This is a genomic window from Actinoplanes sp. ATCC 53533 (genome assembly GCF_003947245.1).
In genome coordinates, this window is sequence record NZ_QHHV01000185.1 from 1 (window position 1) to 25,305 (window position 25,305).

Here is a 25,305-nt window from a genome sequence, read left to right on the forward strand (position 1 = left end):
ACCGTGCACGGCGCGGTCAACCTGCTCACCGGCACCGTGCATCACCACGTCAGCGTCAAGAACCGTCTCCGTGGTGTTCTGCTACTTCCTGCAGCAACTCCTCGACGCCTACCCGCAAGCCCCGGCCATCGCCGTGATCTGCGACAACGGCAGCACCCACCACTCCAAAATCACCCAACGCTGGCTCGCCGCGCATCCCCGCATCCAGATCATCGAAGGCGCGAAATACAGCCCTCAGGACAACCCGGTCGAACGGATCTGGGCCACGATGAAACAACACATCGCGAACACCGCAACCGCCACGATCAGCGACCGGATCCAACAAGCCCACACATTCTTCCAGCACCGCACCGAAACCCAGAACCTGGCCACCGCAGCACCCTGGACCTCGCCCTGGCTACCCCAGGGTTACGGGAAGGAGTTCTGGCCAGGGGCTTAGTGCGTGGGCGAGAGCCGGGTCGGCGAGCTCGACCTCGGCCGTCGTCGGCTCGCTTGTCGCTCGGTCCAACGGTGAGCCGGGCGCACAGACGTGCAGCAGCACGAGTGACGCACCCGACCGGTCCGCCTCCTCGACAGCCCAGGCCAGCGCCTGCCACCCGCCGACTCCGCCGACACCGGCCGCGACCGGACCATTCATGGTGCTCACCTCCGATTCGGAGTTTCGCCATCACGATGTCCGTCGGTGGCCGGATCGGGCAGAGCATAAAGTCCTGCGTGAACCGGCGATCGGCTCAACCCTTCAGGAAGGCCCGCAGGGTGATCCAGGCCGGACCGACCTGGATGGAACCGACACCCGAATGGATCGGGTGATCGCCCAGGAGCACCACCATGGCACCGATCGGAACCACGTACGCGGTCCGGCCTTGACCGTTGGTGATTCGGTCGCCGTAGCCGCGGTAGACATTCTCCACCTCGGCGAAAGACATGCCGACCCGAGCGCCGGCCGCGGTGCGCACCGACCCGGTGTCGGTCTCGGCAAGCGGCCACTCGGTCGTACCTCCACGCTCGAACGTCGGCTAGCCGATCGATAGGGGCGAAAGTCACGAAAGACTTTCTCAACAGGGCCTTCGCCTCTGGACCCGCGTCGATTCGGTCCCGCACGGTGGAGAGTGGAGAGGAGCAATCATGCGTTCGACGACGGTGACTGACCTGACCCGAGAACCCGCCATGCACCGGGACAAGACGGCCACGAGGGCTGTCGTCTCGACGTTCGGTCTGCTAGCGGGTCTGGCGGGCATCGAGCACGGGATCGGGGAGGTCCTTCAGGGCTCGGTCAGTCCAGCAGGACTGGCCATCGAGTCGTGGCCGGATTCGAAGGCCTTCGAGATCCTCGGCGGTGAGCCCGCCCTGACGGTCATCCCGAACCTGCTGGCGACAGGGATAGTCGCCGTCATCGTCGCGGCCGCAGTCGCGATCTGGTCCGTCAGGTTCGTCGAGCGACAACACGGTGGTCTGGTGCTGATCCTGCTCTGCGTGCTGCTGCTCCTGGTGGGCGGGGGATTCGGCCCGCCGCTGATCGGGGTCATCGTCGGCTTCGGCGCGACAAGAATCGGCGCCGCTCCCGGTCGGCGTCCGGGGCGTGTCGCCCAGGCCGTGGGACGGTTCTGGCCGTGGGTCTTGGCAGCTGCGGTGCTCGGATACCTGTCCCTACTACCGGGCACCATCCTCCTCGGTCCACTCCTGGGGGCGGACAACCCCGGGCTGGTATACGCGCTGTCCGCCTTCTCCTTCGGGGGACTCATCCTGGCGCTGGCCTCCGCCCGGGCGGAGGATCACCTACGAGCCGGCTAGCGTGCGCTGACCATGAGGCCGATTGGCGTCGCTTCACTCCGCCGCACGGTGGCTCGCGACTTACGCCGATCTGGTGGGGTGCTCGATATGTGTCTCCGGGCCCGGGAAGATCAGTCCGACGCGCCCGTCATCGAGCCAGCGCACCTCGTAGGGTGGGGTGCCGTCGGCGTGGCGCAGTGCCATGATCACGCCGACGCGGGACTTGTCACCTACGTGCGTTCCCTTGACGACGATCCGGTCACCAAGCTGGGCGATCATGAGTGCCTCCCGTTCGTGCCGATGGCCGGGCCATCGCCGATTTGCCAGCAGCATGGCATCGAGCCGGACGCGTGGACCAGGGCCGATGGTCCCGCCGGCGGGACCGCGGGACCTTCGTCCGTCCCAGACGGGACCTGCCGCACTGCCGCTCGGCGCCGATTCGCCGGATGCTCCTGGGAGAGTGTGAAAAGGAGCGGTCATGAAAAGCTACCCCATCGTCGTCGGCGCCGACGGCACCGACTTCAGCAAAGCCGCGGTGCGGTGGGCGGCCCGCGAAGCGGAACGCCGCAACCTGCCGCTCCGGGTGACCTACGTTTACGGCTGGGATTCGCGCGAGCCAGGGTACGGCGGGAGCTACAACGATCCCGACTTCATCCACAAGCGGGCGGAGGGCATCGCCGGCACCGCTGCCTACGAGGCTCGTACGGTGACCCGTCGACTCCAGATCGAAGAGGATCCGGTGATCGGCCATCCGGCCACCCGGCTGCTGGCCGAGGCCGACGGCGCCGAGCTGGTCGTGCTCGGCAGCAGGGGCCACGGCGGGTTCGCCAGCCTGCTGCTGGGCTCGGTCAGCCAACGGGTGGCCACCCATGCCTCTTGTCCAGTGGTGGTGGTCCGGGGCCGTGGCGACGCCGCCGAGGGGCCGGTCGCCGTGGGCGTTGACGATTCCCCCGTGGCGGATCTCGTGCTCGAAACGGCCTTCGAGCAGGCGTCCGGGCGGCGCTGTGCGCTGACGGTGGTGCGGGCCTTCCTGCCGGTGCTCCCGCTCTGGCTGGGTTCCGCGCCCGCCATCGAGGTGCGAACGCCGGACCAGGACGCGGACGAACAGGCCCGCCTCGAAGAGCAGCTGGCGCCGTGGCGGGGGAAGTACCCCGAGATCCGCGTCGACGTGGTGCTCACCCACGACAGCGCGGCCGGCGCCCTGGTCGAGGCATCCAAGCACGCCCAGCTCGTGGTGGTGGGCAGCCGCGGGCACGGTGTGATCACCGGTACCCTGCTCGGCTCGGCTGGGCTGCAACTGCTGCATCACGCGGAATGCCCGGTCTACATCGCGCGGCCGACGGCGCGGGGGCGGGACTGACCGGCTGACGCAGGTCCCGGATGCTCGGGACCTCCGTCTCTGTCGGGGCCCGAGTGCCACGGCGAGGCTGATCTTGGTTTGATCGTCTTGTCTCGAGGAGTCACGATGTCGCACACCGTCCTGCCGCCTGGCGTCACACCACCGCCGAGTTCCACAGAGACCCCGGGCCGCCCGGAGCCGCCTGGCGGTCCGCGGTCAGCTGGCGCGCCCGCCGCCGGCCCGGTTTGGGATCGGCTGTGGCGACTGCTGATTCCGATCGTAGTCGGCCTGGTCGTGTGGTTCGTTCCGGCGCCGGACGGGGTGAAGCAGCAGGCGTGGCACCTGCTGGCGATCTTCGTGGCGACCATCGTCGGCATCGTGGCCAAGCCGTTGCCGATGGGTGCGGTCGCGCTGCTCGGCATCCTGGCCACGGCGCTGACCGGGACGCTGACCGTGCAGGAATCGCTGTCGGGCTTCGGCAACAACGTGATCTGGCTGATCGTGTTGGCGTTCTTCATCGCCAGGGGTTTCATCAAGACGGGTCTGGGCACCCGGATCGCGTACCTGTTCGTGCGGGCGATCGGCGGCCGAACGCTCGGGCTGGGTTACGGGATGCTCGCCACCGACCTGGTGCTCGCCCCGGCGATCCCGGGCTGGTGAGTCTGCTGCTGGTCCCGCTGGTGCTGTTCAAGCTCCATCGCCCGGAGGTGACCCGGACTCCGTCGGCGCCGCAGGAAGCGAAGCGGAAGCTGGCCGAGATGGGGCCGATGAGCCGCGCCGAGAAGGTCATGCTCGCCACGTTCGGCCTGTTGCTGCTGCTGTGGACGGTCGGCGACCAGCTGTGGGATCTCAACAGCACCGTGGCCGCGCTTGCCGGGCTCGCCGTCCTTCTACTGACTCAGGTGCTCACCTGGGACGACATCCTCGGCGAGCGCACAGCCTGGGACACCCTGGTCTGGTTCGCGGCACTGGTCATGATGGCCGGCTTCCTCAACTCCCTCGGGCTGATCAAATGGTTCAGCGCCCAGATGAGCGACGCCGTCGGCGGCCTCGCCTGGCAACCCGCCTTCATCGTGCTGGCGCTGGTCTACTTCGCCTCGCACTACTTCTTCGCCAGCAACACCGCGCACGTCTCCGCCATGTACGCCGCGTTCCTGGCCACCGCGATCGCTCTGGGCACCCCCGCGCTGCTGGCCGCACTGCTGCTCGGCTTCCTGTCCAGCCTGTTCGGCGGCCTCACTCAGTACGGTTCGGGCCCGGCACCGGTCCTGTTCGGCGCCGGCTACGTCCCGCTGGGCACCTGGTGGCGGATGGGCGCCGCGGTGGGTGCGCTGAACCTCACTGTCTGGCTGGTCATCGGTGGCGCCTGGACGAAGTTCCTCGGCATCTGGTGACGTCCCGGTCGGCAGGGTAGCCGGGGCCCTCCGGCCCTGCCGGAGGACGCCGCGCGCCTCTAGCGTGAGCACCGGGAGGGCCGCCCATCCGGAGGTTCGACATGACCGTCACCAGCGTTTCGCCGACGCGCAGCGTTCTCGCCGACTGCGTCCGCTCCGCGACAACCGCGCCGTCGCTGCACAACAGCCAGCCGTGGCTGTTCCGGATCCGCGGATCGGCGGTGGAGGTGTACGCCGATCCCGGCCGCCGCCTGCAGGTCCTGGACACCGACGGCCGCGAGCAGTTGATCAGTGTGGGTGCGGCGGTGTTCACGCTGCGCCTGGCGCTGCGGCGGGCCGGGTACGCGTCCGACGCGGCGCTGTTCCCGAGACCGGACGACCCTGATCTGGTGGCGGTGGTGACGGCGACGCATTCGGCTATGGTCACGTCCGGTGTGGAGGCGCTCGCCGCGGCGATCCCGCGCCGGCACACCAGTCGGTGGCCGTTCGCCCGGACGTCCGTGCCGGCTGACGTTCTCGACCATCTGCGGGACGCGGCCCGTTGGGAGAGCACCGTCCTCGCGGAGGCCGGCCCGGCCGCCCGGGATGCGATCCTGCACCTGGCCCGGTCCGCGGATCACCTGCTGCACGCCCGGCCCGGATATCGCGACGAGATCGCCCGCTGGACCGGTGGCGGGTTGCGGCACGACGGTGTGCCGGGGTGGGCGGTCGGCCCCGGGGACGGCCTGGAGAGGGTGCCGATCCGCAACTTTGCTGAGTTGTCCCCGCTGCCGCGCCCGAGCGAGAAGTTCGAGCCGAACCCGACGATCCTCGTGCTCGCCACTGCGGGCGATCGGCGCTGCGACTGGGTGCGGGCCGGGCAGGCCCTGCAGCGGGTGCTGCTCGCGGCGACCTGGAAGGGCCTGGCCGCGACCCCGATCAGCCAGCCGGTGGAGGTGCCCGCCATGCGGCGGCTGCTCATCGACCCGAGGGCGGGCCTGACGGTTCAGATGGTGCTGCGGATCGGGTACGGCACGCAAGCGGGCCGCACGCCCCGGCGGCCGCTCTCCGACGTGCTGCTGCCCCTGCCGCACGCGTCCCGGGGCCGGGCTGTCATGTAAGGAACTCCGGTACTTGATCAGTCCGGTGGTCCTGGGGTTGCATGAGCATCCCGGTTGGTCCGGTGGGTGGCGTCGAATGGTTGTCTGAGGGAGAGCCTCGTTCGACTGATTGCCATCGCTGGTCTGGCCACGGATGCCCCGGATGAGGGAAGTGGGCCGGTCCGATGAGAGGCCGGGCCCGGTTGCAGCACATGAGTGGGAGCCGTCGTCAGATTGCTCTGCCTCCTTGGGACCGTGGCTGTCGTGCGGTGTGACCTGCGCGGGTCTGCCGGAGCCGTCACTGGTGGTGGTCTGGGGAGGTTCGGATGGTGCAGCGCAGACTGGTCGGGATCGATCTGGGGATCGCGTCGGCGCACACGGTGCGGGTGCGTGACGAGGCCGGGCGGGAGGTGTGCCGGCGGCGGTGCGTGCCGACGGTGGACAGTTTGACCGTCATCGAGCAGGCGGCTCTGGCCGGAGCGGTGCCGGGCACGCGGTTGGAGGTGGTGATCGAGCCGACCGGTCCGGCGTGGTTGCCGATCGCGGTGTTCTTCACCGCCCGGGGGCATCTGGTGTTCCGGGTGTCGAGTGCGAAAGCAGCGGATCTGCGCCGGTTTTTGAAGCGGCATGCCAAGTCCAACGGCATTGACGCCGACACCCTGGCCCGGCTGCCGTTGATCGACCCGGACGGGTTGCGGCCCCTTGAGCTGCCGGACGCGGCCGGGGCGGCGCTGGACCGGCGGGTCCGGGCGTGTGACCGGCTGACGATGGCCGCCTCGGAGCACAAGGTGCGGATCAAGGATCTGGTCCGGCAGGTGATGCCGTGCACCTCGCTGACCGGGGATCTGGGCAAGACGGACCTGGCGGTGCTGGAACGGTACGCCGATCCGCGGGAGCTGTTGCGGCTGGGCCGTGACGAGCTGACCGCGTTGATCGTCACGGAGTCGAGGAACCACCAGGGCCAGGCCCGTGCTGAGCAGTGGCTGGCCGCCGCCCGGGCAGCCGTCGAGCTCTATGGCGAGCATCCGGCGGTCGTGTTCACCGACCTGGCCGCGGAGATCGCCACCGAGGTGCGGCTGCTGCGCGCTATCGATGCTGAGCTCGCTCTGCATGCCGCCGAGCGGGAGTCCTGCTACCGGTGGGTGGACCCGATGCAACTGGCCCGCAGCCTGCCCGGCCTGGCCGAGGTCGGCGGTCCGGCGATGACCGCGGTGATCGGCGACGCCGCCCGGTTCCCGAGCGCGGCGCACTTCAAGTCGTATCTCGGCCTGGCACCGCGGGCGTCGGAGACCGGCGACACCGACCGCAAGGGCCAGCCGATGTCCAAGGCCGGATCGAGGCTGGCCCGCGCAACGCTGATCCGGGCCGCGGGCACCGCCCGCAAACAGGATCCCCAGCTGGCGCGGGTCTACCACCAGCAGATGGTCGAACGCGGCGCCGAGCACCTCAAGGCCAGCTGCGTGGTCGCCGGCCGCCTCGCCGAGCGGCTCTGGACCGTGATGCGCCGCCGGATGCCGTATGTGATCTGCGACGTCGACGGCACCCCGGTCACCCCACAACAGGCGAAACAGGTCATCGCCGACCAGTGGACCGTGACCGAGGAGATCCGCCGCCGACGGCGCAGCAACAAGAAGAGCAGGGCGGGGAAGGCCCCTCAGCAAGTCCTCACGGGACATGATCAAAAAGACGCTCGAAGCGTCCGAACGAGGCGACCTTCCCCACCCGAATCCTCCGCGACACCGTCACGGACCGTCAAGCCAACCCGCACTTGACAACAAATCCTCGATAGGGAATCAGTCGATGATGACGTCCTCGACGTCGCGGCGTGGAGTCGGGCGCCCGGGGCTGCCGAAGCCGATACGCAGCGCGATCTGCGGAGGGCCGGATCGGCCCAACGACCTGCGCAGTTGGTCCCGGGCCGCGGGTACCTCGATGGGCTGGGAGATCATGGAGGTGGCCAGGCCGGCGTCGGCGGCGGTCAGCAGCACCTTCTGCAGCGCCTGACCGGCGATGATCTGGTCGATCTGGCGGTCGCCGGCGGCGCCGAGAATCGCGATCAGCGGTTCGGGTTCGAAGTCGCGGCCGGGCGCACGCCGGTGGTCGCCGAAAGAGCGTTGCGGCAGCAGATCCTGCGGTTCGGGCAGCGGCCCCCCGGCGGTGACCGGAACACCGTCGGATGCGGCGTCGACGCGCGTCCAGCCGATCATCTCGGACTGGTAGTGCACGTCGCGGCGCAACACCCGGTCGGCGCTCTGCGCGATCTCCGCGAAACCCGTCAGGGCGGTCATGCCGACGAGCATGTCCAGCCAGGCCGATTCGCTACGGGCCGCCTCGATGAGCCGCACCCGGACTTCCGACGGCACCGGATTCGGCCAGAACGGGGACCGGTTGCTGTACCGGCGCGCGATGACCGCGTGGAGGTCCCGTTCGGTGTAGGTCGGCGGCCGCCGCGGCCCGGGGGCCAGCCGGGCGATCAGGTCCGGCTGGTCGGGGTCGGGGTGCAGGAGGACGTCAGGCGGCGTGCCGGTCGTGGCCAGGGCGAGCCGAGCGTTGTAGGTGGCCGCGCCGCAGGCGATCCGCACTGCCCATCCCGCGCGGTCGGCCGTGGCGAGCCGCCGGGCCGGATCGGCGAGGATCTCGACCGCGCCGGCACGGAGCCGGAACAGCCACGGCTGGCTGTTGAGCAGGGAGGGGGCGCGGATTCCTGCCTCGGCTGCCTGCAACAGGTCCGCCTCACCGTAGGGCTTCATCGTGTGCTTCCTTCCGGGAATCGAACGAACCGGCGACCGTAAACCCGTACCCCAGCTTTCGGTCTGCCTCCACGGTGCGGGTCGGCGAGCAAGCCCGGTCAGGGGCGAAAGTCCCGGGTCGTCCGGAGATCGGTACCTGACCGCGCGGATACTGTCAGTTGGCACGCCGGACAACGGTGGCCTCGATACCACCATCGGTATTCGCTCGAACACGCGTGCGACACGATCTTGAGGACGTCATGGCAGAGGACACCCAGGCACAACGAGCGCTCCTGGAAGCAGCGGACGCTGCGCGGTTCGCTCCCTCGATCCACAACACCCAGCCGTGGCGGTGGGTCGTGCATCCCGGCCGGCTCGAACTGTTCGCCGTCACCGACCGGCAACTGACCCGTCAGGACCCCGACGGCCACATGCTGCTGATCAGCTGCGGCACCGCGCTGCACCACGCCCGCGTCGCGCTGGCGGCCGAGGGCTGGGAGTGCGTCATCGACCGACCCGCCGGCGTCCCGCTGGCCACGATCCGGCCGACCGAGCACGGACCCGTCGACCCGATCGCGGTCCGGCACTTCGAGCAGTTGCAGGTGCGGCACACCGACCGGCGCACCGTCACCGAGGAACCGGTCACCCCGGCGATCCTGGAGGCCCTGGTGCAGGTGAGTGAGCGGTCCGGTGTCCGGTTGCACCTGTTGAGACACGACCAGGTCATCGAGCTGGCGGTGTTGGTCGAGCATGCGCAGCAGGCCGAAGGCGCCGACGAGCTGCTGCAGGCGGAAACGGCGACCTGGGTCGGTGGCGACCGCGCCGCCGGCACCGGCATCCCCGATGCGAGCCTGCCCGAGGAACTGCCGCTGACGACCGTGGCCGAACGTGACTTCGGCACCACCGGGTCCCTGGCAGCAGGGGGTGGGCATGACACCGCCGCCACCTACGCCGTGCTCTACGGCTCAGGCGACGAGCCCGCCGACTGGCTGCGCGCCGGCGAGGCGCTCAACGCCCTGTGGCTCGAGGCCACCGAACACGCCGTCAGCCTGCTGCCGCTCAGCAGCCCGGTCGAGGTGCCGTTCACCCGGCACGAACTGCGTCGCCTGCTCGGCGACCTCGGCGACCCCTACCTCGTCGTACGGCTCGGCGCCCTCGACCCGGCACACTCCGGCCCGGCCCACACACCACGCCTGCCCACCGAACAGGTGATCGAGGTGGCCGGCTGACACCCCCCGCGCCGGTGGCTGCCGGGCGAGCTCGAAGAATCGCGACCCGAGGACTCCTTCGGCCCACCCGCCAAGATCAATCATCGCGCATCGATGGCTGGCGACCCTGCGTCGAGGACCTGCCGGTGGTCACCCGTTGCTCGGTGTCCACTGGCCAGCCAGCGCGGCGATCTCATCGGCGATAACCGGCTGTAGTGCGGCGGGCAGGTCGTGGCCCATTCCGGGAAGGACGACCAGTTTCGCGCCGGGGATCGCACGGGCGGTCGCGAGCCCGCCGGAGAGGCGCACCAGCGGATCGGCGTCGCCGTGCACGATCAGCGCGGGCAGGTGCAGCCGGCGCAGCAGGGGGCGCCGGTCCGGGGCGGACACGATCGTGGCGAGTTGCCGCAGGATGCCGTCCGGATCGTGCGCCTGATCGAAGCTGCGCTTGGCGGCCTCGCGGATGCCGTCGGCGTCGAGCGGGTACCGCGGCGAGCCGATCGCTTGGAAGATGCGGAGCAGTTGCCGTGCGGCCGCCTCCCGGTTGCGGGCCGGTACAGACAGCAGCACGGGAAGGACGCGGGGGTGTGGGCGGCCGATGTGCCATGCGGGCGTGGAGGAAATGGACGTCAGCGTGCGTACCCGAGCCGGGTGCTGTCCGGCCAGGGTCTGCGCGATCATTCCGCCGAGGGAGACGCCGACGACGTGGGCGTTCGCCCAGCCGAGCGTGTCCATGACCGCGGCGGCGTCGTCGGCCATGTCGGTCAGGCGGTAGCCGGACCAGCGGCGGGCGGCGAACGCGAGCGGCGACGGCCGGCCGAGGCCGGTCAGGTGGGTGGATCCGCCGACGTCGCGGTTGTCGAACCGGGCGACGCGGAAGCCACGCTCGACCAGCAGATGGCGGAAGGGATCCGGCCAGAACAGCATCGACAGCCCGAGACCCATGATCAGCAGGATTGGCTCCCCGCTGTCGGTGCCCTCCACCTCGTACGCGATGTCGATGCCGCCGTGCTGTGCCGTGCTCGTGGTCATGATTCAAGCGTGCGTCCGCCGGGCGGGGGCCGGCATGGGCCGGAGGTCCCGCAGGTGGGACCTCCGGGCCCTGGTGGCGCCCGCCGCGGCAGCGAAGGGTGGAAGGAGAGGAACGCGTCGCCGAGGAGGATCCCATGGAGTATCTCAGCCCTCTGGACGCGTCCTTTCTCGATGTGGAGGACGAGGACCCGCATGCCTCACTGGCCATCGCGTCGATTGCCGTGCTGGACGGCCCGCCGCCGGGCCAGGCCGAGTTCGCCGAGGCGATCCGGGCGCGGCTGCCCCTGGTGCCGCGTTACCGGCAAAAGGTTCGCCGGGTCCCGTTCAACCTCGGCCGGCCCGTCTGGGTCGACGATCCCGATTTCGACCTCGACTTCCACCTTCGGCGTACCGCACTGGTGGCGCCGGGCGACGATGCGGCGTTGCAACGGCTCGTCGGCCGGGTGATGACGCAGCGCCTCGACCGTGAGCGCCCCCTCTGGGAGGACTGGCTGATCGAGGGCCTGCCCGGCGGGCGCTGGGCGGTCCTGTCCAAAGTGCACCACTGCATGATCGACGGCATCTCGGGCAACGAGCTGTACCGCTTGATCTGTGACACCGGCCCGAAGCCGCGCCGCCCAGTCGCCGACCACTGGCGTCCGCTCCCGGCCGCTGACGCCCTCGACCTGGCCCTCGACGCTTGCGGCCAGCTCGTCCGGATTCCCTTCGACCAGACCCGGCAGTTGGCGCGGGCCGCGCGCGAGCCGAGCCTGGCCGTCGCTCGGTTGCGCGAGATGGCCGGCGGTCTTGCGGTGTTGGCACAGGGCTTCCGGCCGGCCACGCCGACGTCATTGTCCGGGCCGCTCGGCCGGGCTCGCCGGTACGCGGTGGCTCGTATGCCACTGGACGACATCGCCCGCACCGCCGCCGCTTACCGGCTGACCGTCAACGACGTCTACCTGGCAGCCGTCACCGGTGCATTTCGCCGCCTGCTGCTGTCCCGCGGCGAAGAGCCGGACGCTGACGCGATCCGCACGCTCGTCCCGGTCAGCGTGCGCGGCAACGACGAGCGACACCTGCTCGACAACCGGCTGGCGTCGCTGCTTCTCCAGCTGCCGGTGGAGATCGACGAGCCGGCTGCCCGGTTGCATGCGGTGCACCGTCGCGTCACCGAACTGCGTGCGAGCCATGAGGTGGAGGCCAGCTCCGCATTGGTCGAGCTGGCCGAGCAGGAACCGTTCGCGGCGGTCTCCTTCCTGATCCGTGCCACGCTGCGCATGCCGCAACGGGCAGTCGCCACGGTGACCACCAACGTGCCAGGACCCGAGGTGCAGCTCTTCATCCTGGGCCGCCCGGTTCGCGAGATCCTGCCGTACGTCCCGATCGCCGAGCGGATGCGCATCGGCGTCGCCGTGCTCACCTACGCGGGACAGGCGGCCTTCGGGATCACCGCCGACTTCGCCTCGGTCCCCGAGGCGGATGAATTCGCCGCGGCCATTGTGGACGAGGTGGCGAGGTTGCGCGCCGCCGCACCCCGGGCGGTGGCCGCGTCGAAGCCGGCGCGACGCCGTGCGGCGTCCGCCGCCCGGGCCGCCGAGCTCGCCTGACTACGCCACGGGTCAAGGAGGTTGTCGTGTCTACCAGCGTCACCCTCAACGAGGAGTGCGGCCAGAGGATCGCCAGAGCCCTGAACCGTAATCCCGCGGTCGGTCTCGCGGTCGGCATCGTCCGTGCTGGGCAGCTGGCGCTCTTCTACGGGCACGGGTTCGCCGACATCGCCGTACGGGCTCCGGTCACCGAGGACACGGTCTTCCGGATCGGCTCGATCACCAAGACATTCACCGCGATCGCAGTGCTGCAACTGTATGAGCAAGGGGATATCGACCTCGACGCGCCCGCCGGCGACTACCTCCGCTCCTACGCGCTGGTGCCCGCGAACGTCACACACCGGCCCCCGACCGTCCGGCAACTGCTGACCCACACCGCCGGGCTTCCCGAGCTCGTGCGTCCGTCGCGCGTGTTCACTCCGGTCCTTGGTGAGACGGTGCGGTTCGGGCAACGCGTACCGACGCTCGCGGAGTTCTATCGTGGCAGCCTGCGCTTGGTGGCGGAGCCGGGCACCACGCACACCTACAGCAACCACGGATTCGCGACGCTGGGCCAGATCGTCGAGGACGTGACCGGCCGCCGGCTTGCGGAACACCTCCGCGACCGCATCTTCGCGCCGCTCGGCATGACGCACACCGATCTCGTCCGGTCTGACCGCGTCAGTGCCGGTCTCGCCACCGGGTACGCACTACGAGCCGGCGGCCCACGTCCGGTCGGTGACTGGGATCTGGTGACCGTCGGCGCCGGCGGCGTCTACTCGACCACCCGGGACATGGCTCGCTACCTGGCGGCGCTCCTCGGCGGCGGGGGCTCAATGCTTCGCGCCGACACCCTCACCGCCATGTTCGCGCCCCACTACCAGCCCGATCCCCGCCTGCCCGGGGTGGGACTCGCGTTCTTCCGCCATGACATCGGCGGGCACCCGGTCGTCGAGCACGAGGGTTTGCTGCCGGGGTTCACCTCCCACCTGGCCGTAGCACCCGACGACGACCTCGGGATCGTGGCGTTCACCAACGGAGCCCGCGGCGCTCGGGCATGGCTTTCCACCGAGGTCGGCGGAATCCTCCGGGATGTCCTCGGCGTCCCGACCCCGACGATCCGGACCGACGTGCCGCACAGCCCGGAACTGTGGACCGACCTCTGCGGCTGGTACTCCTTCCGTGGATCGGCGCGCGACGTGCCGAAGTGGTTCATCGCGGGTGCGAAGGTCGCCGTCCGGCGTGGGCGGCTCGTGCTTCAGGCGCTCTCCCCGGTGCCCGCGCTGGCGCGCGGCCTTCCCCTGTACCCGGACGACAGCGAGGACCCGTACGTCTTCCGGATCGACCTGTCAGATCTCGGTGTCGGCACCAGCCGCGTCGTGTTCAGCCGGTCGCGCGAATCCCGCGTGACGGCGTTCCACCTCGAGTTTGCGCCCATGTCGTTCGACAAGCGGAGCTGACGCGGCGACTATGGGCCTCAATCGGCTCAGCCAATGGTGGCGCCGGCGAACTGCCCGATGGCGAAGGTGACAGCCATGGCCGCGGCGCCGCCGCCTACCAGCCGCGCGACCGCGCGAGCGATGGACGCCGAGCCCAGTCTGGCGCTGACCGCTCCGGTCACGGCGAGGGCGACAACCACCACGATGAAGGTCACCGGGACCCGGACCTGCGGCGGCGGGAGCAGAATCGCGATCAGCGGGAGCAGCGATCCGACGGTGAAGGCGAGCGCCGAGGCACCGGCCGCGTGCCACGGGTTGGTCAGGTCGTCAGGGTTGATCCGCAGCTCGATGTCCGTGTGGGCGGCGAAGGCGTCGTGCGCGGTCAGCTCCTCGGCCACCTGACGTGCGGTTGCCGGGGAAAGTCCCTTGGCCGCATACAGCGCGGTCAGTTCGTCGAGTTCCTCGTCGGGATACTCGCTGAGCTCGGTGCGTTCCTTGGCGAGCAGGGCCCGTTCGGTGTCGCGTTGACTGCTGACCGAGACGTACTCGCCCAGAGCCATCGACACCGCGCCGGCCACCAGGCCGGCGGCTCCAGCGGTGGCGATCGGGCCGCTGGCCAGGGTCGCTCCGGCGACTCCGACGACAAGGCCGGCGGTCGAGACGATGCCGTCGTTGGCGCCCAGTACCCCGGCCCGGAGCCAGTTCAATCGGCCGGACAACCCGCCGCTGTGTGGTTCACCGGGATGTGTCACAGCCGCTCGGCCCGGTTCATGGTCTGCATGATCGTCATCGTGCTCCGCTCTGTCGGCCCAGGGCAGAGGCAACCGGCTCGTTATCGGTGGTCCCTCAGTCCCCCTCGGTGGCAGTGGAGCTGAAGTTGCCGGTCCAGGAGGCTTTCGCACCGGAGTCACCGATGCGGTAGGTGTCGTAGCCGGCGGCGCCGGCGACGACGATGGCCAGCACGGCGATTATCCTCGTGGTGGTGACGGACAGCGGCGCCAGATAGGTGCGCCGCCGAGCCGTCGCGTCGACGTCCGTCGACGCGGTGGCCTCGCGCTGCCGCCACCAGATCAGCAAGGCCAGGAGCGCACGGACAGGATCGCGTTCGGGCCGGCGAGGCGCCGGCGGGCCGCGGGCCAGACAGCGGTCAGCACGAGCAGCAGGGCGGCCAACGGAAGCAGGACCACGATGGCGTGCACGAGCAGGATGTGCGCCGGCAGTCCGTTGACAGTTCCCATGAATGTCCTTCCACCACGGCAGCGGAGCGACCCGAGCCGGGTGTGTCCCCGGCTCGACGTCTCAGCGAAGGCTAGGGAGCGAATCTTCGAATCCTCTAATCTTCGCCGGTGGCGCTGCTCGCTTGGCCGGACATGTCGGTCAGGGCGCGGGCCAGCCGGCGGTGACCCGGAGCAGGCCCGGCCAGGTGACCATCAGCGCGTCGTACCCGTCGAGGTTTTCGAGCCAGGAGAACGCGGCGCTGCCCTGGGCTGCGGCGGCGGTGGCGTAGACGTCGGCCCACAACAGGGCGGGGCCGATGACCGTGACCGCCCGGGTTGCGGTGGCGGGCCGACGGGCGTGCGGATCGATGATGTGCGCGCCGCGGTGTGCGCTGCCCGAGGTGGCGACCGCGCCGGAGCGGCTTTCGATGACACGCATGATGCGGGCCGGGTCGTCCGGGTGCTCGATGCCGATCCGCCACGCGGGTCGATCCGCCGGTGCGTGCACCAGGACGTCACCGCCGGCGTTGACGCACCAGCCGTCGGTGTCCAGGTCGGTGAGGTGCCGGGCGGCGCGCTCCACCGCCCACCCCTTGACCAGGCCGGACGGGTCGTACCGCGGCTCGCCGGTGCGCGGGTCGGGCAGCCCACGAGGGTCGAACCAGCCGTCGGTGCGCTGCCGCGCCTCGTCGCAAAGAGCGACGACCTGCGCGAGCATCGGGTCGGCGTCAGCGAGGAGGAGCGCGCCGCGCTGCCAGGCCGAGAGGTCACTGTCATCACGGTACGGGCTGAGCAACGCGTCTACGCGCCGCAGTTCGGCGAAGACAGCCTCGATCCGGTGCTCGACCGCTTCGCTGGTGAGCCGGTCACCGCGGAGGTGGATGCTGATCGGCAGGCCCATGATCTGCTCGACCCAGGCGCGCTGGGGGACGGCGCCGAGGGCGGTCACGAGAGGTGGGCGGCGTCGAGGGCGGATTGCAGTGACTCGCGGTAGCCGTCGCTGGTGACGGTGGCGCCGGAGACGGTGTCGATGTCGGCGCTCTGCGCGGCCAGGGTCTCCTGCCGCAGGATCGGCAGGGCGTAGGCATTGATCTCCTGGTCCTTGTGGTTCTCGGACGGGTAGACCGGCACCGCCACGTCGGTGATCTTGCCGTCGGCGACGGTGATGGCGACCTGCACGTCACCCCAGCGGGTGGGTACGGTCGAGCCGGTGTAGGTCTTGCCCCCGGTCGCGGTGCTGGTGCTGCCGGTGCCGGAGCTGCCGGACCCGGCACCGGCGACCTGGCCGGTGTTGGTGCTGGTGCGATAGCTGAACAGCAGCACCACGGCTGCCACGGTGGAGAACAACCACATGCTGATGCGTCGCATCGTCTTGAGTCCTTTCGGCTTACCAGGAGAAGAGTTCGGTGTGCGACCGTTCGGGCTTGACCCCGGCGGCAGCCGCGGCGGTGCGGGCGGCCCCCGTCCAAGCCTCTGGCCCGCATACGTAGACGTGCGAATCGGCGATCCGGGGGGCGATCTGGCGTAACACGTCGGCGTCGCCGTGGTCCGCGAACTGCGCGGGCAGCCACGACGGCCGGGCGGCGCGGGGGCCGAGCAGGTAGACGATCCGGACCCCGCGGTGGGCGGCGAACCAGTCCAGTTCGGCGCGGAACGCCACCTCGGCCTCATTGCGAGCGCGGTAGACCAGGGTCGCCTCTCCCGGCCGGTATGGCAGCTCACCGAGCAGCGACAGCAGCGGGGTGACGCCGATTCCACAGGCCAGCAGCACCACCGGACCGCCGGTGTACGTCTCGCCGGTCAGCTTGCCGTACGGCCCCTCGATGAGCGCTTTCGTGCCCGGCCGCAGCGACGCGACGCGGGCGCTGCCGTCGCCGAGGTCCTTCACGGTGATGCGCAGTACCTGCCCGTTCGGGGTGGCCGACAGGGAGTACGGGTGCGACCGCGACCAGCCCGGCCCGTCGAGGAACCGCCATTGGAAGAATTGGCCGGCTCGGACCGGCAGCGAGGCCAGTGCGCGGCCGGTCAGGTAGACCGAGGTCAGCCCGGGACCCTCCGGCTTCACGTGCGAGACGACCAGGCGGTGCCGCCAGTTGCGCCAGGCCGGCAATCCGATCCGATAGACCAGGACAGCGCCCGCGGACACCGCGTACAGCGTCCACCAGTACGCGGTCGCCACCGGTGAGCCGATGAAGTCCGTTCCGGTCCACAGCTGGTGCGGAAGCGCGAGGCCGACGCCGAGGTAGGCGTACAGGTGCAGCAGGTGCCACGACTCGTACCGCAGCTTGCGCCGGGCGGCCCGGATCGAGGTGACCACCACCATGATCAGCGCGACCGTGCCAGCGGTGGCCAGCAGCATCCCGGGGTAGCTCCAGATCATGTCCCACAGCTCGCCGAACGCGTTGGCCCGTGCCGCACCGGCGTATCCGAGGGTAATCAACACGATGTGCGTGATCATCAGCCAGCACGAGGTGAATCCGGTCCATCGGTGCCACCGGGCCAGCCGGTCCTGACCGAAGGCGCGCTCGACCAGCGGAACCCGGGCCATCAGCAGCACCTGGAGCAACAACAGGTCGGATGCCCAGAGGCCGGTCAACCGGCCGGCGGCCGACACGGCGTCCGATCCGCCGCCGATGATCTGCTGTACGCCGCCGTTGCCGACCCACAGCGCGGTCACGATCAGCAGGCTCACCCCGGCACCGAGACCACTCGCGTCCGGCCACCAGCGCGGCGTGCTGCGGCGCGGCGGCGAGAAGGTGCCGGACGACGGTGACTGTCGCGATGAAGCGGTGGGAGGCGTGGCTGTTGCGGTCATGACTCAACCATCGATCAGGAACATGGGAGAAATCCCCGGGAACATATGGATCGCCTATGAGATCGCTGTGAACGACCGCGGCGAGCGCGGACAACCGTGCCGACGATGCTGATATCCGGGCCTTGCGGCCCTGCCGGTGAACCCGCCGATGTCCGACCGTAGAGATGTACCGATGGATGTTCGGCTTGTCGACGGTGTGTGGAGGCCGGTATGCGGTGGTGGTGGCAGCCACGGAAGCAGCACGGCCGGATCGGACGACAGGTGACCGCCCTCGTCGTCACGACAGCGGTGCTGCTCGCGGGCACCTGGGTAGGCGCATCGCGCATACCCACCCGCTGGTTCGGGCCGGCCCACCCGGCGTCGGCGCAGGCCGCTCTGCCGGTCGACCGGGTGGTGTGGGCCTGGGCCGGTGCGGTGACCACCACTTCGGCGACAGTCGTGGCCGAAGCGGTCCGACCTGCCCGGCGCGCCCGCCTCGTGCTGACCGCGGACCAGGCCGGCGTCGCCCGGTCGACCGCGGCTGTGCCGGTCGGCGGCGACGGCATCGTCCGGCTCCGGGCCACTGGCCTGAGGCCGGACACCGCCTACCGGTACGTCGTCGAGGTCGACGCGATAGCGGACCACGCCCGCGGGGACGGCCGGTTCCGCACGATGCCATCGGGCCCGGCGTCGTTCACCGTCGCCGTCGGCTCCTGCGCCCGGACCGGTTCCAGCGGTGCCGTCTTCGACGCCATCCGCGCCGTCGAGCCGCTGCTGTACGTCAGCGCCGGCGATCTGCACTACGGCAATCCCGCCAGGGATGACGTCACCGTGTTCGGCGATCTCTATCGGCAGACCCTGACCTCGCCGGCCCAGGCCGCCCTGTACCGGTCCGTCCCGGTCGCCTATGTCTGGGACGACCACGACTACGGGCCCAACGACGCCGATGCCGCCGCGCCCACCCGGCCCGCGGCACGCGCCGCGTACAGCGCCTACGTGCCGCACTACCCGCAGCCGGAGCCCGGTGGGGCCGTGTATCAGGCGTTCACCATCGGCCGCGTCCGGTTCGTGCTCACCGACAACCGTTCGGAACGCACCGGCACCTCGCTGCTCGGCGCCCGGCAGCTGGCCTGGCTGCAGCGCGAACTGGTCACCGCCGCTCGCGGCCACGCGGTGGTGGTCTGGGTGAACCCGGACCCGTGGATCGCCGCGCCGGCCGGCGGCGCCGATGACTGGGGCGGCTACCCGCAGGAACGGCGCGTGCTGGCGGACACCATCGCCGCCGCCCGCATCGACAACCTGGTCATGATCTCCGGCGACGCCCACATGGTCGCGCTCGACGACGGCAGCCACAGCGGCTACAGCGGTGCCGGTTACCCGGGCTTCCCGGTGCTGCAGGCAGGGGCGCTCGACCGGCCCGGCAGCGTCAAGGGCGGCCCGTACAGCCACGGCACGTTCCCGGGTGGCGGACAGTTCGGCACCATCACGATCACCGACAGCGCGACGTCCCGGGTCGGCGTCGAGCTGACCGGTCGCACCTGGCGCAGCACCATCCTCGTCTCCTACCGCACCACCTTCCCCGCGCCGTCGACCCCGCCGAAACCGGGCACCGGATAGGGCGGTGTGTCATGTCTCCTCGGATCCGGCGTCGCGTGGCCCGCTCCCCGGCGGCGGTCCGACGGTGACCTTGGACAGCTCGATGAACACGGGCGCCGCCGCGTTGAAGGTCCGGTACGCCCGCTGCACGTCAGCCGCCGACATGCCGGTGGCCCGCAGCAGGCCGGCCTGCGCGGCGGCGTTGGGTGTCTCCATCGGACCGAAGCAGCCGTAGCAGCCACGCTGGTAGGCCGGGCAGATCGCCCCACAACCGGCATGCGTGACCGGCCCCAGGCACGGTGTTCCGTGGGCGACCACCACGCAGACGCTGCCGCGCTGCTTGCACTCGAAGCAGACGCTGTGCGCCGGGATGTTCGGGCGGCGTCCGATCAGCAGCGCGGTGATCACCTCGAGCAGCTGGCGGCGGTCGATCGGGCAGCCGTGCAGCTCGTAGTCGACCTTGACGTGGGCGGCGATCGGGGTGGAGGTGGCCAGCGCCGAGACGTACTCCGGGCGGGCGTAGACCACGGACCGGAACTCGTCGACGTCGGCGAAGTTGCGCAGCGCCTGCACGCCGCCCGCGGTGGCACAGGCGCCGATGGTGACCAGCGTGCGGGACATCTCGCGGACCCGCTGGATGCGTTCGGCGTCCTCCGCCGTGGTGATCGAGCCTTCCACCAGCGAGATGTCGTACGGGCCGGGCTCCACCCGCCGGGTCGCCTCCAGGAAATGGGCGATCCGCACCCGGTCCGCCACGGCGAGCAGTTCGTCCTCGCAGTCGAGCAGGCTGAGCTGGCAGCCGTCGCAGGAGGCGAACTTCCACACGGCGAGGGTCGGTGTCATCACAGCTCCCGTACCTTCATCAGCGGCTCCGCCAGGGCATAGTCGACGACCGGACCGTCACGGCACAGCAACAGCGGACCGAGCTGGCAGTGCCCGCACCAACCCGCCCCGCAGCGCATGGTCCGCTCCAGCGAGATCCGCAACCGCGAAGCGGACAGACCTCGATCACGGAGCGCCTGGGCGGTGAAGCGCATCATCACCTCGGGACCGCAGACGAATGCCACGCTGCGGGCCGGGTCGAAGCGGGCGGCCGGGATCAGCGCCGGCACCACGCCCACGTGTCCGGCCCAGCCGTCGGCGGGCCGGTCCACAGTGATGCCGACCTGCACTCCGGCGGCACCCCAGCGCAGCAGCTCATCGGGATACAACAGATCCGCCGGGGTCCGCGCCCCGATCAAGAGCACCACGTTGCCGTACCGGGACCGCTCGGCCAGCACGGCGTGCAGCACCGGGCGCAGCGGGGCCAGCCCGATGCCCCCGGCGACGACCACCACGTCCTGCCCCTCGGCCGAGCCGACATCCCAGGACGTGCCGAAAGGCCCGCGAACGCCGATCACCGCGCCGACGGCTGTGTCGTGCAGTGCCCGGCTCACCGCCCCGACCGCCCGTACCGTGTGGATCAGGTGCCGGGCCCGGTTGTCAGCCGGGTCCGGCAGGCCGCTGAGCGAGATGGGCACTTCGCCGATCCCGTACGCGGTCAGCATCGCGAACTGGCCGGGGGCGAAGGCCGGCAGCGGTCCCGCGTCGTGCGCCAGCTCCAGCGTGACGGTGTCGGCGGTGTCCGCACGCCGGGACACCACCCGATAGGGCTGCGGCACGGCCGCGCTGACCGCGGACGGAGCCGTCGAGGTGCTCACGGCTGTCCGGCCTGCGCCGCCGTGGCGTACAGGTCCAGTAGGCGCAGCCGGGTGGCGTGCAGGCGTGCGGTGATGACCGGGGTGAACAGGCGCAGCATCGCGTACCCGAAGACCGGATCCGCGTCGCAGCGTTCGCGGACGGACCCGGCGTCGAACGCCACGGCCTCCACTGGTTCGCGGGCGACGGCACCGAATTGCCAGTGATACGGCGGATGTAGCCAGGACCAGCCCAGCACGGCCCCGCCCGCCAGCGTCTCGATGATCTGAGTGCCGCGACCCGGCACCCGCAGATCCAGCGCCACGGTGCCGTGCTCGAGGAGCCAGAAGCGATCCGCGGTGTCGCCCTCGGCGAAGATGCGTGCGCCGGTCGCGTACGAGACCGGCCGGGCGGCCCCGGCCAGCGCCCGGAGTTGCTCACGAGTCAGCCCGGCGAAGAAGGCCAGGCCCTCAACCCGGGAGAACATGTCGTCGGTCATCGATCGTCCTTCCCGCCCTCGGATTCGGCGGCCAGGCGCAACAGCGACAGCGCGGCCACCTCCTGGGTGATGTCGATGCCGGTAGGGCACCACGCGATGCACCGGCCGCATCCGACGCATCCGGACGAGCCGAACTGGTCGTGCCAGGTGCCGAGCTTGTGAGTGATCCACTGGCGGTACCGGGCCTGGCCGCTGCTGCGCACGCTGCCACCGTGCAGATAGGAGAAGTCCAGGTCGAAACAGGAATCCCAGCGGCGCCACCGCTCGGCATGGTCGCCGGTGAGATCGGTGACGTCCTCGGTGGTGGTGCAGAAACAGGTCGGGCAGACCATGGTGCAGTTGCCGCAGGTCAGACATCGGGAGGCGACGTCGTCCCAATGCGGTGACTCCCGGCTGTCGGTGAGCAGATCGGGCAGGCCACGGGTGGGCATCGACCGGCCCATCCGGGTCGCCGCGTCCGCGACCGCGCTGGTCGCCAGGGTCAGAGTCGCCTCGTCGGCCGGCCGCCGGGGAAGCTCGGCGAGCACCTCCGCTCCGGCCGCGGTGCCCGCTCGGACGAGGAAGCGGTGGCCTTCGTCGTCCAGCAGTTCGGTCATCGCCAGGTCGAAGCCGGAATCGGCGTGCGGGCCCGTCCCCATCGAGGTGCAGAAACACGTCGCCCCGGGTTCGGTGCACTCCACGGCGATGATCAGATTGCCGTCCCGCCGGCCCGCATAGACCGGATCGGGGTGCCGGCCGCCGATCAGGACCCGGTCCAGGACGGCGATCGCGGCGAGGTCGCAGGGACGGACACCGAGCAGGGCGTACCGATGCTGCTCCTCCGCGGGCTCCCGCACGACCACCGTGCCGTCGGGGGAGCGGTCCGCCGACCAGAGCGGGGCGCGGGCCGGATGCAGCACGCTTTTCCACGACTGGGGTCCGGCCGAGTGGCCGAACGCGGCACGATCGTCCCGGTCCCGCAGCCGATACCGGCCGGCCTCGGTGTCGACGCCGATCCCGTACGACAACTCGTCCGCGGTATCGAGCTCGGCGACCACGATGGCGCCGTCGCGGGCGGTGGGGCCCACGATGGTGTAGCCCCGGGCGTGCAGCGCATCGAACAGTCGGTGCAGTGCCGCCGCCTCGATCGTCGCAGGCGGCGGAACCTCCTCGCGGGTCTGCGGCGTCATCGCGCCTCCCTCGGACTCGTCGGTGAGCCGGCAGCCGTCCACACCCGAACGTAAAGGCCGCAGAAGATCGTGACCAGAGGCGAAGGTCCCAGAACCGGACAGAGGCCGGTCACCGCCGAGACCGGTACCCGCCGGCGTGATCGGCGGGATCGCCCACCGATCCGACGAGCTTCCCGCGGTCGCCAGGGGCGAAAGTCCCCAAGGGACCGTTGCTCAGACAGGGGCAGCGGCGGCGACCATCGGCCCGTCGGGTCGGGCCGTCAAGCCCTGTCCCCGGTACGCCGTCGGCCATAGCCTCGAACTGTAGGAGTGGCGCCGAACCGACATGCCGATTCGGCACGCCGCGTCCCGCGGCGACTCCCTGCTCGGTCTCCGCCTCTCCGAGATCGTAGGAGGCGACCATGAGACTCCCGACAAGACACCAGTGGTTGGTAGCGGCGGTCGGCGTGTTCCTCGCTGTCGGGCTGGTACTGGTCAGCAGCTGGCTGGTGCTCCGCCGCGACGCTGGCGAAGGCACGGCACAGCCGCCCGGGGGCGCGCCGGCGAGCGTGCCTGCGACCACGTCACCGAGTGCGTCACCCGACAGGACGTCGAGCACCGTGCCGGCCACCATGACGGTCAAGGTCTACTTTCACCGCGGCCAGCGTGACGACCCGACCAAGGTCGTGGCGGTGCAGCGCAGAGTGCCACGCAGCCCGAAGGTGGCCACGGCCGCGCTGACCCAGCTGCTGGCCGGGCCCACCCGGTCCGAGCGCGACGCGGGCTACTGGTCGGTCTTCACCTCGGCGACCGCCGGAGCGTTGCGCAGCGTCCGGATCGCGGAATCGGTCGGATACGCCGACTTCCGCGACCTCCGGCCGCTCATCCCGAGCGCCGGATCCAGCGCGGGCACGGCGGCGTTCCTCGCCGAGCGCGACGCCACGTTCAAGCAGTTCAGCACCGTCCGTCGCACGGTCTATTCGCTGAACGGCGACGTCCCGGCGTTCTACGAGTGGCTTCAGCTGTCGCCGCCGGACGGCACCGCTCCCACCCTCGCCGAGGCACAGCGGGTCGCCCGTGCCTTCCTGGCCGACGTAGCCGGCATGCGAAACCTCGCCCTCGCCGGATCGCGATGGCGCAGCGACTTCATCGCCACGGTCGACTTCCGTACCCGGGTCGGTGCGAACAAGGACGCGCGAGGCCCGCTCAGCCGGGTGGTCCTGGGCAAGTCCACGACGTCGTTCAGCGTGCTCGGTGTCAACACCGACACCATCCGCGTCGACCGACCGGCCGCTGCGATCACTCCCGGCGACCTGGCGGTCGTCACGTCGCCGTTGACGATCACCGGACGGGCGCTGGCCTTCGAGGGCACTGTGAACGTTCGTGTGGTGCAAGTCAAGAACGGCGTGGTGCGCCAGCTCGGGTCGGGTCACGTGACCGGGGGTGGCGACGTGCTGCGGCCCTTCACCGGGGAGATCACCTTCGCCGTGCCGAGCACCGACATCGGCTGGGTGCTCGCCTCGGAGCTGTCCGCGTACGACGGCGCGGTCACCAAGGTGACGGCTGTCCGGGTGGCCTTCACCGACCTGCCCGGCTAGCGATCCTCGGCTGGCAGCCCACTGGCCGCCCGGCTACGGCACCAAACCCGACCCGGCGGTCCGACGACCCGGCCGGCGGATGCGGGACCATCGGCCCTGCCGGCAGGCGTGTGGGCGGCGGATGCTTTGCGTGACGCTCGTCGATCCGGGCGGGCGGGGAGCTTGGGGGTGACGTCATGACGAGTGTCGCCGGTGCCGCTGTGGTCGTCGGCGTGGACGGGTCACCGCGCAGCATGGTCGCGGTCGAGGTGGCTGCCGCCGAGGCGGCGCGCCGACGTCGCCCGCTGCGGATCGTCCACGTGCTGGTCTGGCCGAAACTGCCCGTGCCGCTGCCGCCCGGTGTCACCGAGACCTCGCCGGAAGCGCTCCGCGAGCAGGCCGGTGGCTATCTGACCGAGGCCGCTGGGTTCGCCGGCAAGGTGGCACCCGAGGTCGCCGTGAGCACGGCGTTGGTGAGCGGTCGGCCGGCGACCGTCCTGAGGGACGAGAGCCGGCGCGCCGACCTGTTGGTGGTGGGCGAACGGGGGATGAGCGGCTTGCTCTTCGGCTCCGTGGCGACCGAGCTGGGCTCACAGGCGGTCTGCCCGGTGCTCGTCGTGCGCGGTGAACCGCGTTCCACCGGCCCGGTGGTCGTGGGTGTCGACGGGTCCGCGGAGTCCATGCGGGCTATCGACTTCGCGATGGAGGAGGCGTCGCTGCGCGGTGTCGCGCTGGTGGCCCTGCACGCGTGGATCGGAAGTGACTGGACGGAGCTGGACCGGAACCTGGCGGCGAAGCACGAGTTCTTGTCCGGTGACGCGCAGGAGCGGCGCGTGCTGGCGGAGGCGCTGGCCGGTGCCGGCGACCGGTATCCCGATGTCCCGATCCGGCGCCAGGTCCTGCGTGGCGGCGCGGGGCCGTTGCTCAGTGAGTGGTCACACACCGCGCAGCTGGTTGTCGTCGGTGATCGCGGCCACGGCGGTCTTGTCGGGCTCGTGCTCGGCTCGGTCAGCCAGCACCTCATCTTCCATGCCGCGTGCCCCACGGCGGTGGTCCGGGCGCGCCCACCCGCGCACTGAAGATCCGGGAGGCGGTTATGACCGTTCTCGTCGTGCTGGTGTGGGCGCTCGTCGGGCTGCGCTTGGTGCTGCTGATTCTGCAAGTGGCGCGCGTCCCGGGGGAGCGGCATCCCCTCTGTCCCCCGCCGGCCTGACGTTCCCGGACGCGCCGTCGGCAAAGATG

Annotated in this window: 27 protein-coding genes and 1 pseudogene; 13 read left to right on the forward strand and 15 right to left on the reverse strand. The window is 70.6% G+C overall.

The genetic code is table 11. The annotated features are described in order from the left end of the window. A pseudogene (locus DMB66_RS44785) lies at positions 1-439 on the forward strand (transposase); the annotation flags it as partial. Here the strand turns inward: DMB66_RS44785 and DMB66_RS66240 are convergent. Next, positions 398-637: a universal stress protein gene (locus tag DMB66_RS66240; protein ID WP_125810212.1), complete on the reverse strand. Its 240-nt coding sequence runs from the start codon at positions 635-637 to the stop codon at positions 398-400. The pseudogene DMB66_RS44785 and the gene DMB66_RS66240 sit on opposite strands and share 42 nt — an antisense overlap. Positions 638-731: 94 nt before the next feature. Further along, entirely contained in the window at positions 732-956 is a 225-nt protein-coding gene (locus DMB66_RS44795; RefSeq protein ID WP_125810213.1) for a hypothetical protein, read from the reverse strand. A 169-nt stretch (positions 957-1,125) separates the two neighbouring features. On the opposite strand from DMB66_RS44795, the gene DMB66_RS44800 reads away from it, so the two are divergent. Then, positions 1,126-1,791, forward strand: a complete 666-nt coding sequence (locus DMB66_RS44800; RefSeq protein WP_199752986.1) for a hypothetical protein — start codon at positions 1,126-1,128, stop codon at positions 1,789-1,791. A 60-nt stretch (positions 1,792-1,851) separates the two neighbouring features. On the opposite strand, the gene DMB66_RS44805 is transcribed toward DMB66_RS44800, so the two are convergent. Continuing rightward, positions 1,852-2,049, reverse strand: a complete 198-nt coding sequence (locus DMB66_RS44805; protein WP_125810214.1) for a DUF1918 domain-containing protein — start codon at positions 2,047-2,049, stop codon at positions 1,852-1,854. Between the two features lie 199 nt (positions 2,050-2,248). Here DMB66_RS44805 and DMB66_RS44810 point away from each other — a divergent pair, with 199 nt between their 5' ends. The 5 genes from DMB66_RS44810 (at position 2,249) to DMB66_RS44825 (ending at position 7,354) form a co-directional block, all read left to right on the forward strand. Then, the gene (locus DMB66_RS44810) at positions 2,249-3,130 is read left to right on the forward strand and encodes a universal stress protein (RefSeq protein ID WP_125810215.1); all 882 of its coding nucleotides are present in this window, start codon (positions 2,249-2,251) and stop codon (positions 3,128-3,130) included. A gap of 273 nt (positions 3,131-3,403) precedes the next feature. Next, positions 3,404-3,769 carry an SLC13 family permease gene (locus tag DMB66_RS63070; protein ID WP_199752987.1) on the forward strand — a complete coding sequence of 122 codons (366 nt, stop codon included), beginning with the start codon at positions 3,404-3,406 and terminating at the stop codon, positions 3,767-3,769. Further along, positions 3,766-4,503, forward strand: a complete 738-nt coding sequence (locus DMB66_RS63075) for a DASS family sodium-coupled anion symporter (RefSeq protein WP_199752988.1) — start codon at positions 3,766-3,768, stop codon at positions 4,501-4,503. The genes DMB66_RS63070 and DMB66_RS63075 overlap by 4 nt, the downstream gene beginning before the upstream one ends. Positions 4,504-4,604: 101 nt before the next feature. Then, a complete protein-coding gene (locus DMB66_RS44820) occupies positions 4,605-5,603 on the forward strand; it encodes a nitroreductase family protein (protein WP_125810216.1) in 999 nt (332 codons plus the stop codon). Between the two features lie 305 nt (positions 5,604-5,908). After that, complete coding sequence (locus tag DMB66_RS44825; RefSeq protein WP_125810217.1) at positions 5,909-7,354, forward strand: transposase; 1,446 nt, start codon at positions 5,909-5,911, stop codon at positions 7,352-7,354. Positions 7,355-7,375: 21 nt separating this feature from the next. Here the strand turns inward: DMB66_RS44825 and DMB66_RS44830 are convergent, their stop codons facing one another. After that, positions 7,376-8,332, reverse strand: a complete 957-nt coding sequence (locus DMB66_RS44830; RefSeq protein ID WP_125810218.1) for a nitroreductase family protein — start codon at positions 8,330-8,332, stop codon at positions 7,376-7,378. A 239-nt stretch (positions 8,333-8,571) separates the two neighbouring features. On the opposite strand from DMB66_RS44830, the gene DMB66_RS44835 reads away from it, so the two are divergent. Further along, on the forward strand, positions 8,572-9,540 hold the full coding sequence (locus DMB66_RS44835; RefSeq protein WP_125810219.1) for a nitroreductase: 969 nt from the start codon (positions 8,572-8,574) through the stop codon (positions 9,538-9,540). A 129-nt stretch (positions 9,541-9,669) separates the two neighbouring features. Here DMB66_RS44835 and DMB66_RS44840 read toward each other — a convergent pair whose 3' ends face one another. After that, positions 9,670-10,551 (reverse strand): alpha/beta fold hydrolase, encoded by an 882-nt coding sequence (locus tag DMB66_RS44840; protein WP_125810220.1) that lies wholly within the window; start codon positions 10,549-10,551, stop codon positions 9,670-9,672. Positions 10,552-10,685: 134 nt separating this feature from the next. On the opposite strand from DMB66_RS44840, the gene DMB66_RS44845 reads away from it, so the two are divergent. Further along, a complete protein-coding gene (locus DMB66_RS44845) occupies positions 10,686-12,137 on the forward strand; it encodes a wax ester/triacylglycerol synthase family O-acyltransferase (RefSeq protein ID WP_125810221.1) in 1,452 nt (483 codons plus the stop codon). A gap of 26 nt (positions 12,138-12,163) precedes the next feature. Next, entirely contained in the window at positions 12,164-13,576 is a 1,413-nt protein-coding gene (locus DMB66_RS44850; RefSeq protein WP_199752989.1) for a serine hydrolase, read from the forward strand. Positions 13,577-13,602: 26 nt separating this feature from the next. Here DMB66_RS44850 and DMB66_RS44855 read toward each other — a convergent pair whose 3' ends face one another. From DMB66_RS44855 to DMB66_RS44875, 6 genes are all read right to left on the reverse strand, one after another. Then, positions 13,603-14,274, reverse strand: coding sequence for a VIT family protein (locus tag DMB66_RS44855; RefSeq protein ID WP_233625290.1), 672 nt, complete (start codon positions 14,272-14,274; stop codon positions 13,603-13,605). 127 nt (positions 14,275-14,401) lie between these two features. Then, complete coding sequence (locus DMB66_RS64600) at positions 14,402-14,632, reverse strand: hypothetical protein (RefSeq protein WP_233625291.1); 231 nt, start codon at positions 14,630-14,632, stop codon at positions 14,402-14,404. Beyond that, positions 14,626-14,793: a hypothetical protein gene (locus tag DMB66_RS64605; protein WP_233625292.1), complete on the reverse strand. Its 168-nt coding sequence runs from the start codon at positions 14,791-14,793 to the stop codon at positions 14,626-14,628. The genes DMB66_RS64600 and DMB66_RS64605 overlap by 7 nt, the downstream gene beginning before the upstream one ends. 139 nt (positions 14,794-14,932) lie before the next feature. Next, positions 14,933-15,721, reverse strand: coding sequence for an FAD:protein FMN transferase (locus DMB66_RS44865; protein WP_125810223.1), 789 nt, complete (start codon positions 15,719-15,721; stop codon positions 14,933-14,935). Continuing rightward, on the reverse strand, positions 15,718-16,140 hold the full coding sequence (locus DMB66_RS44870; RefSeq protein WP_125810224.1) for an FMN-binding protein: 423 nt from the start codon (positions 16,138-16,140) through the stop codon (positions 15,718-15,720). Before DMB66_RS44870 ends, DMB66_RS44865 begins: the two co-directional genes overlap by 4 nt. A 19-nt stretch (positions 16,141-16,159) precedes the next feature. Next, the gene (locus DMB66_RS44875) at positions 16,160-17,587 is read right to left on the reverse strand and encodes a ferric reductase-like transmembrane domain-containing protein (protein ID WP_125810225.1); all 1,428 of its coding nucleotides are present in this window, start codon (positions 17,585-17,587) and stop codon (positions 16,160-16,162) included. A 261-nt stretch (positions 17,588-17,848) separates the two neighbouring features. Between DMB66_RS44875 and DMB66_RS44880 the strand changes: the two genes are divergently transcribed. Next, positions 17,849-19,183 (forward strand): alkaline phosphatase D family protein, encoded by a 1,335-nt coding sequence (locus tag DMB66_RS44880; protein ID WP_158647567.1) that lies wholly within the window; start codon positions 17,849-17,851, stop codon positions 19,181-19,183. A 9-nt stretch (positions 19,184-19,192) separates the two neighbouring features. Here the strand turns inward: DMB66_RS44880 and DMB66_RS44885 are convergent, their stop codons facing one another. Genes DMB66_RS44885 through DMB66_RS44900 form a run of 4 tightly spaced genes read right to left on the reverse strand, consistent with a single transcriptional unit; the run spans position 19,193 to position 22,507 of the window. Next, on the reverse strand, positions 19,193-20,005 hold the full coding sequence (locus DMB66_RS44885) for an oxidoreductase (RefSeq protein ID WP_125810227.1): 813 nt from the start codon (positions 20,003-20,005) through the stop codon (positions 19,193-19,195). Continuing rightward, complete coding sequence (locus DMB66_RS44890; RefSeq protein ID WP_125810228.1) at positions 20,005-20,862, reverse strand: FAD/NAD(P)-binding protein; 858 nt, start codon at positions 20,860-20,862, stop codon at positions 20,005-20,007. The genes DMB66_RS44885 and DMB66_RS44890 overlap by 1 nt, the downstream gene beginning before the upstream one ends. Beyond that, positions 20,859-21,338 carry a cyclic nucleotide-binding domain-containing protein gene (locus tag DMB66_RS44895; RefSeq protein ID WP_233625293.1) on the reverse strand — a complete coding sequence of 160 codons (480 nt, stop codon included), beginning with the start codon at positions 21,336-21,338 and terminating at the stop codon, positions 20,859-20,861. The genes DMB66_RS44890 and DMB66_RS44895 overlap by 4 nt, the downstream gene beginning before the upstream one ends. Continuing rightward, entirely contained in the window at positions 21,335-22,507 is a 1,173-nt protein-coding gene (locus DMB66_RS44900; RefSeq protein WP_125810229.1) for a 4Fe-4S dicluster domain-containing protein, read from the reverse strand. Before DMB66_RS44900 ends, DMB66_RS44895 begins: the two co-directional genes overlap by 4 nt. A gap of 401 nt (positions 22,508-22,908) precedes the next feature. Here DMB66_RS44900 and DMB66_RS63080 point away from each other — a divergent pair, with 401 nt between their 5' ends. Further along, on the forward strand, positions 22,909-24,084 hold the full coding sequence (locus tag DMB66_RS63080; protein ID WP_199752990.1) for a Gmad2 immunoglobulin-like domain-containing protein: 1,176 nt from the start codon (positions 22,909-22,911) through the stop codon (positions 24,082-24,084). Positions 24,085-24,260: 176 nt separating this feature from the next. Further along, positions 24,261-25,142: a universal stress protein gene (locus DMB66_RS44910; RefSeq protein WP_125810230.1), complete on the forward strand. Its 882-nt coding sequence runs from the start codon at positions 24,261-24,263 to the stop codon at positions 25,140-25,142. Positions 25,143-25,305: the final 163 nt, after the last annotated feature.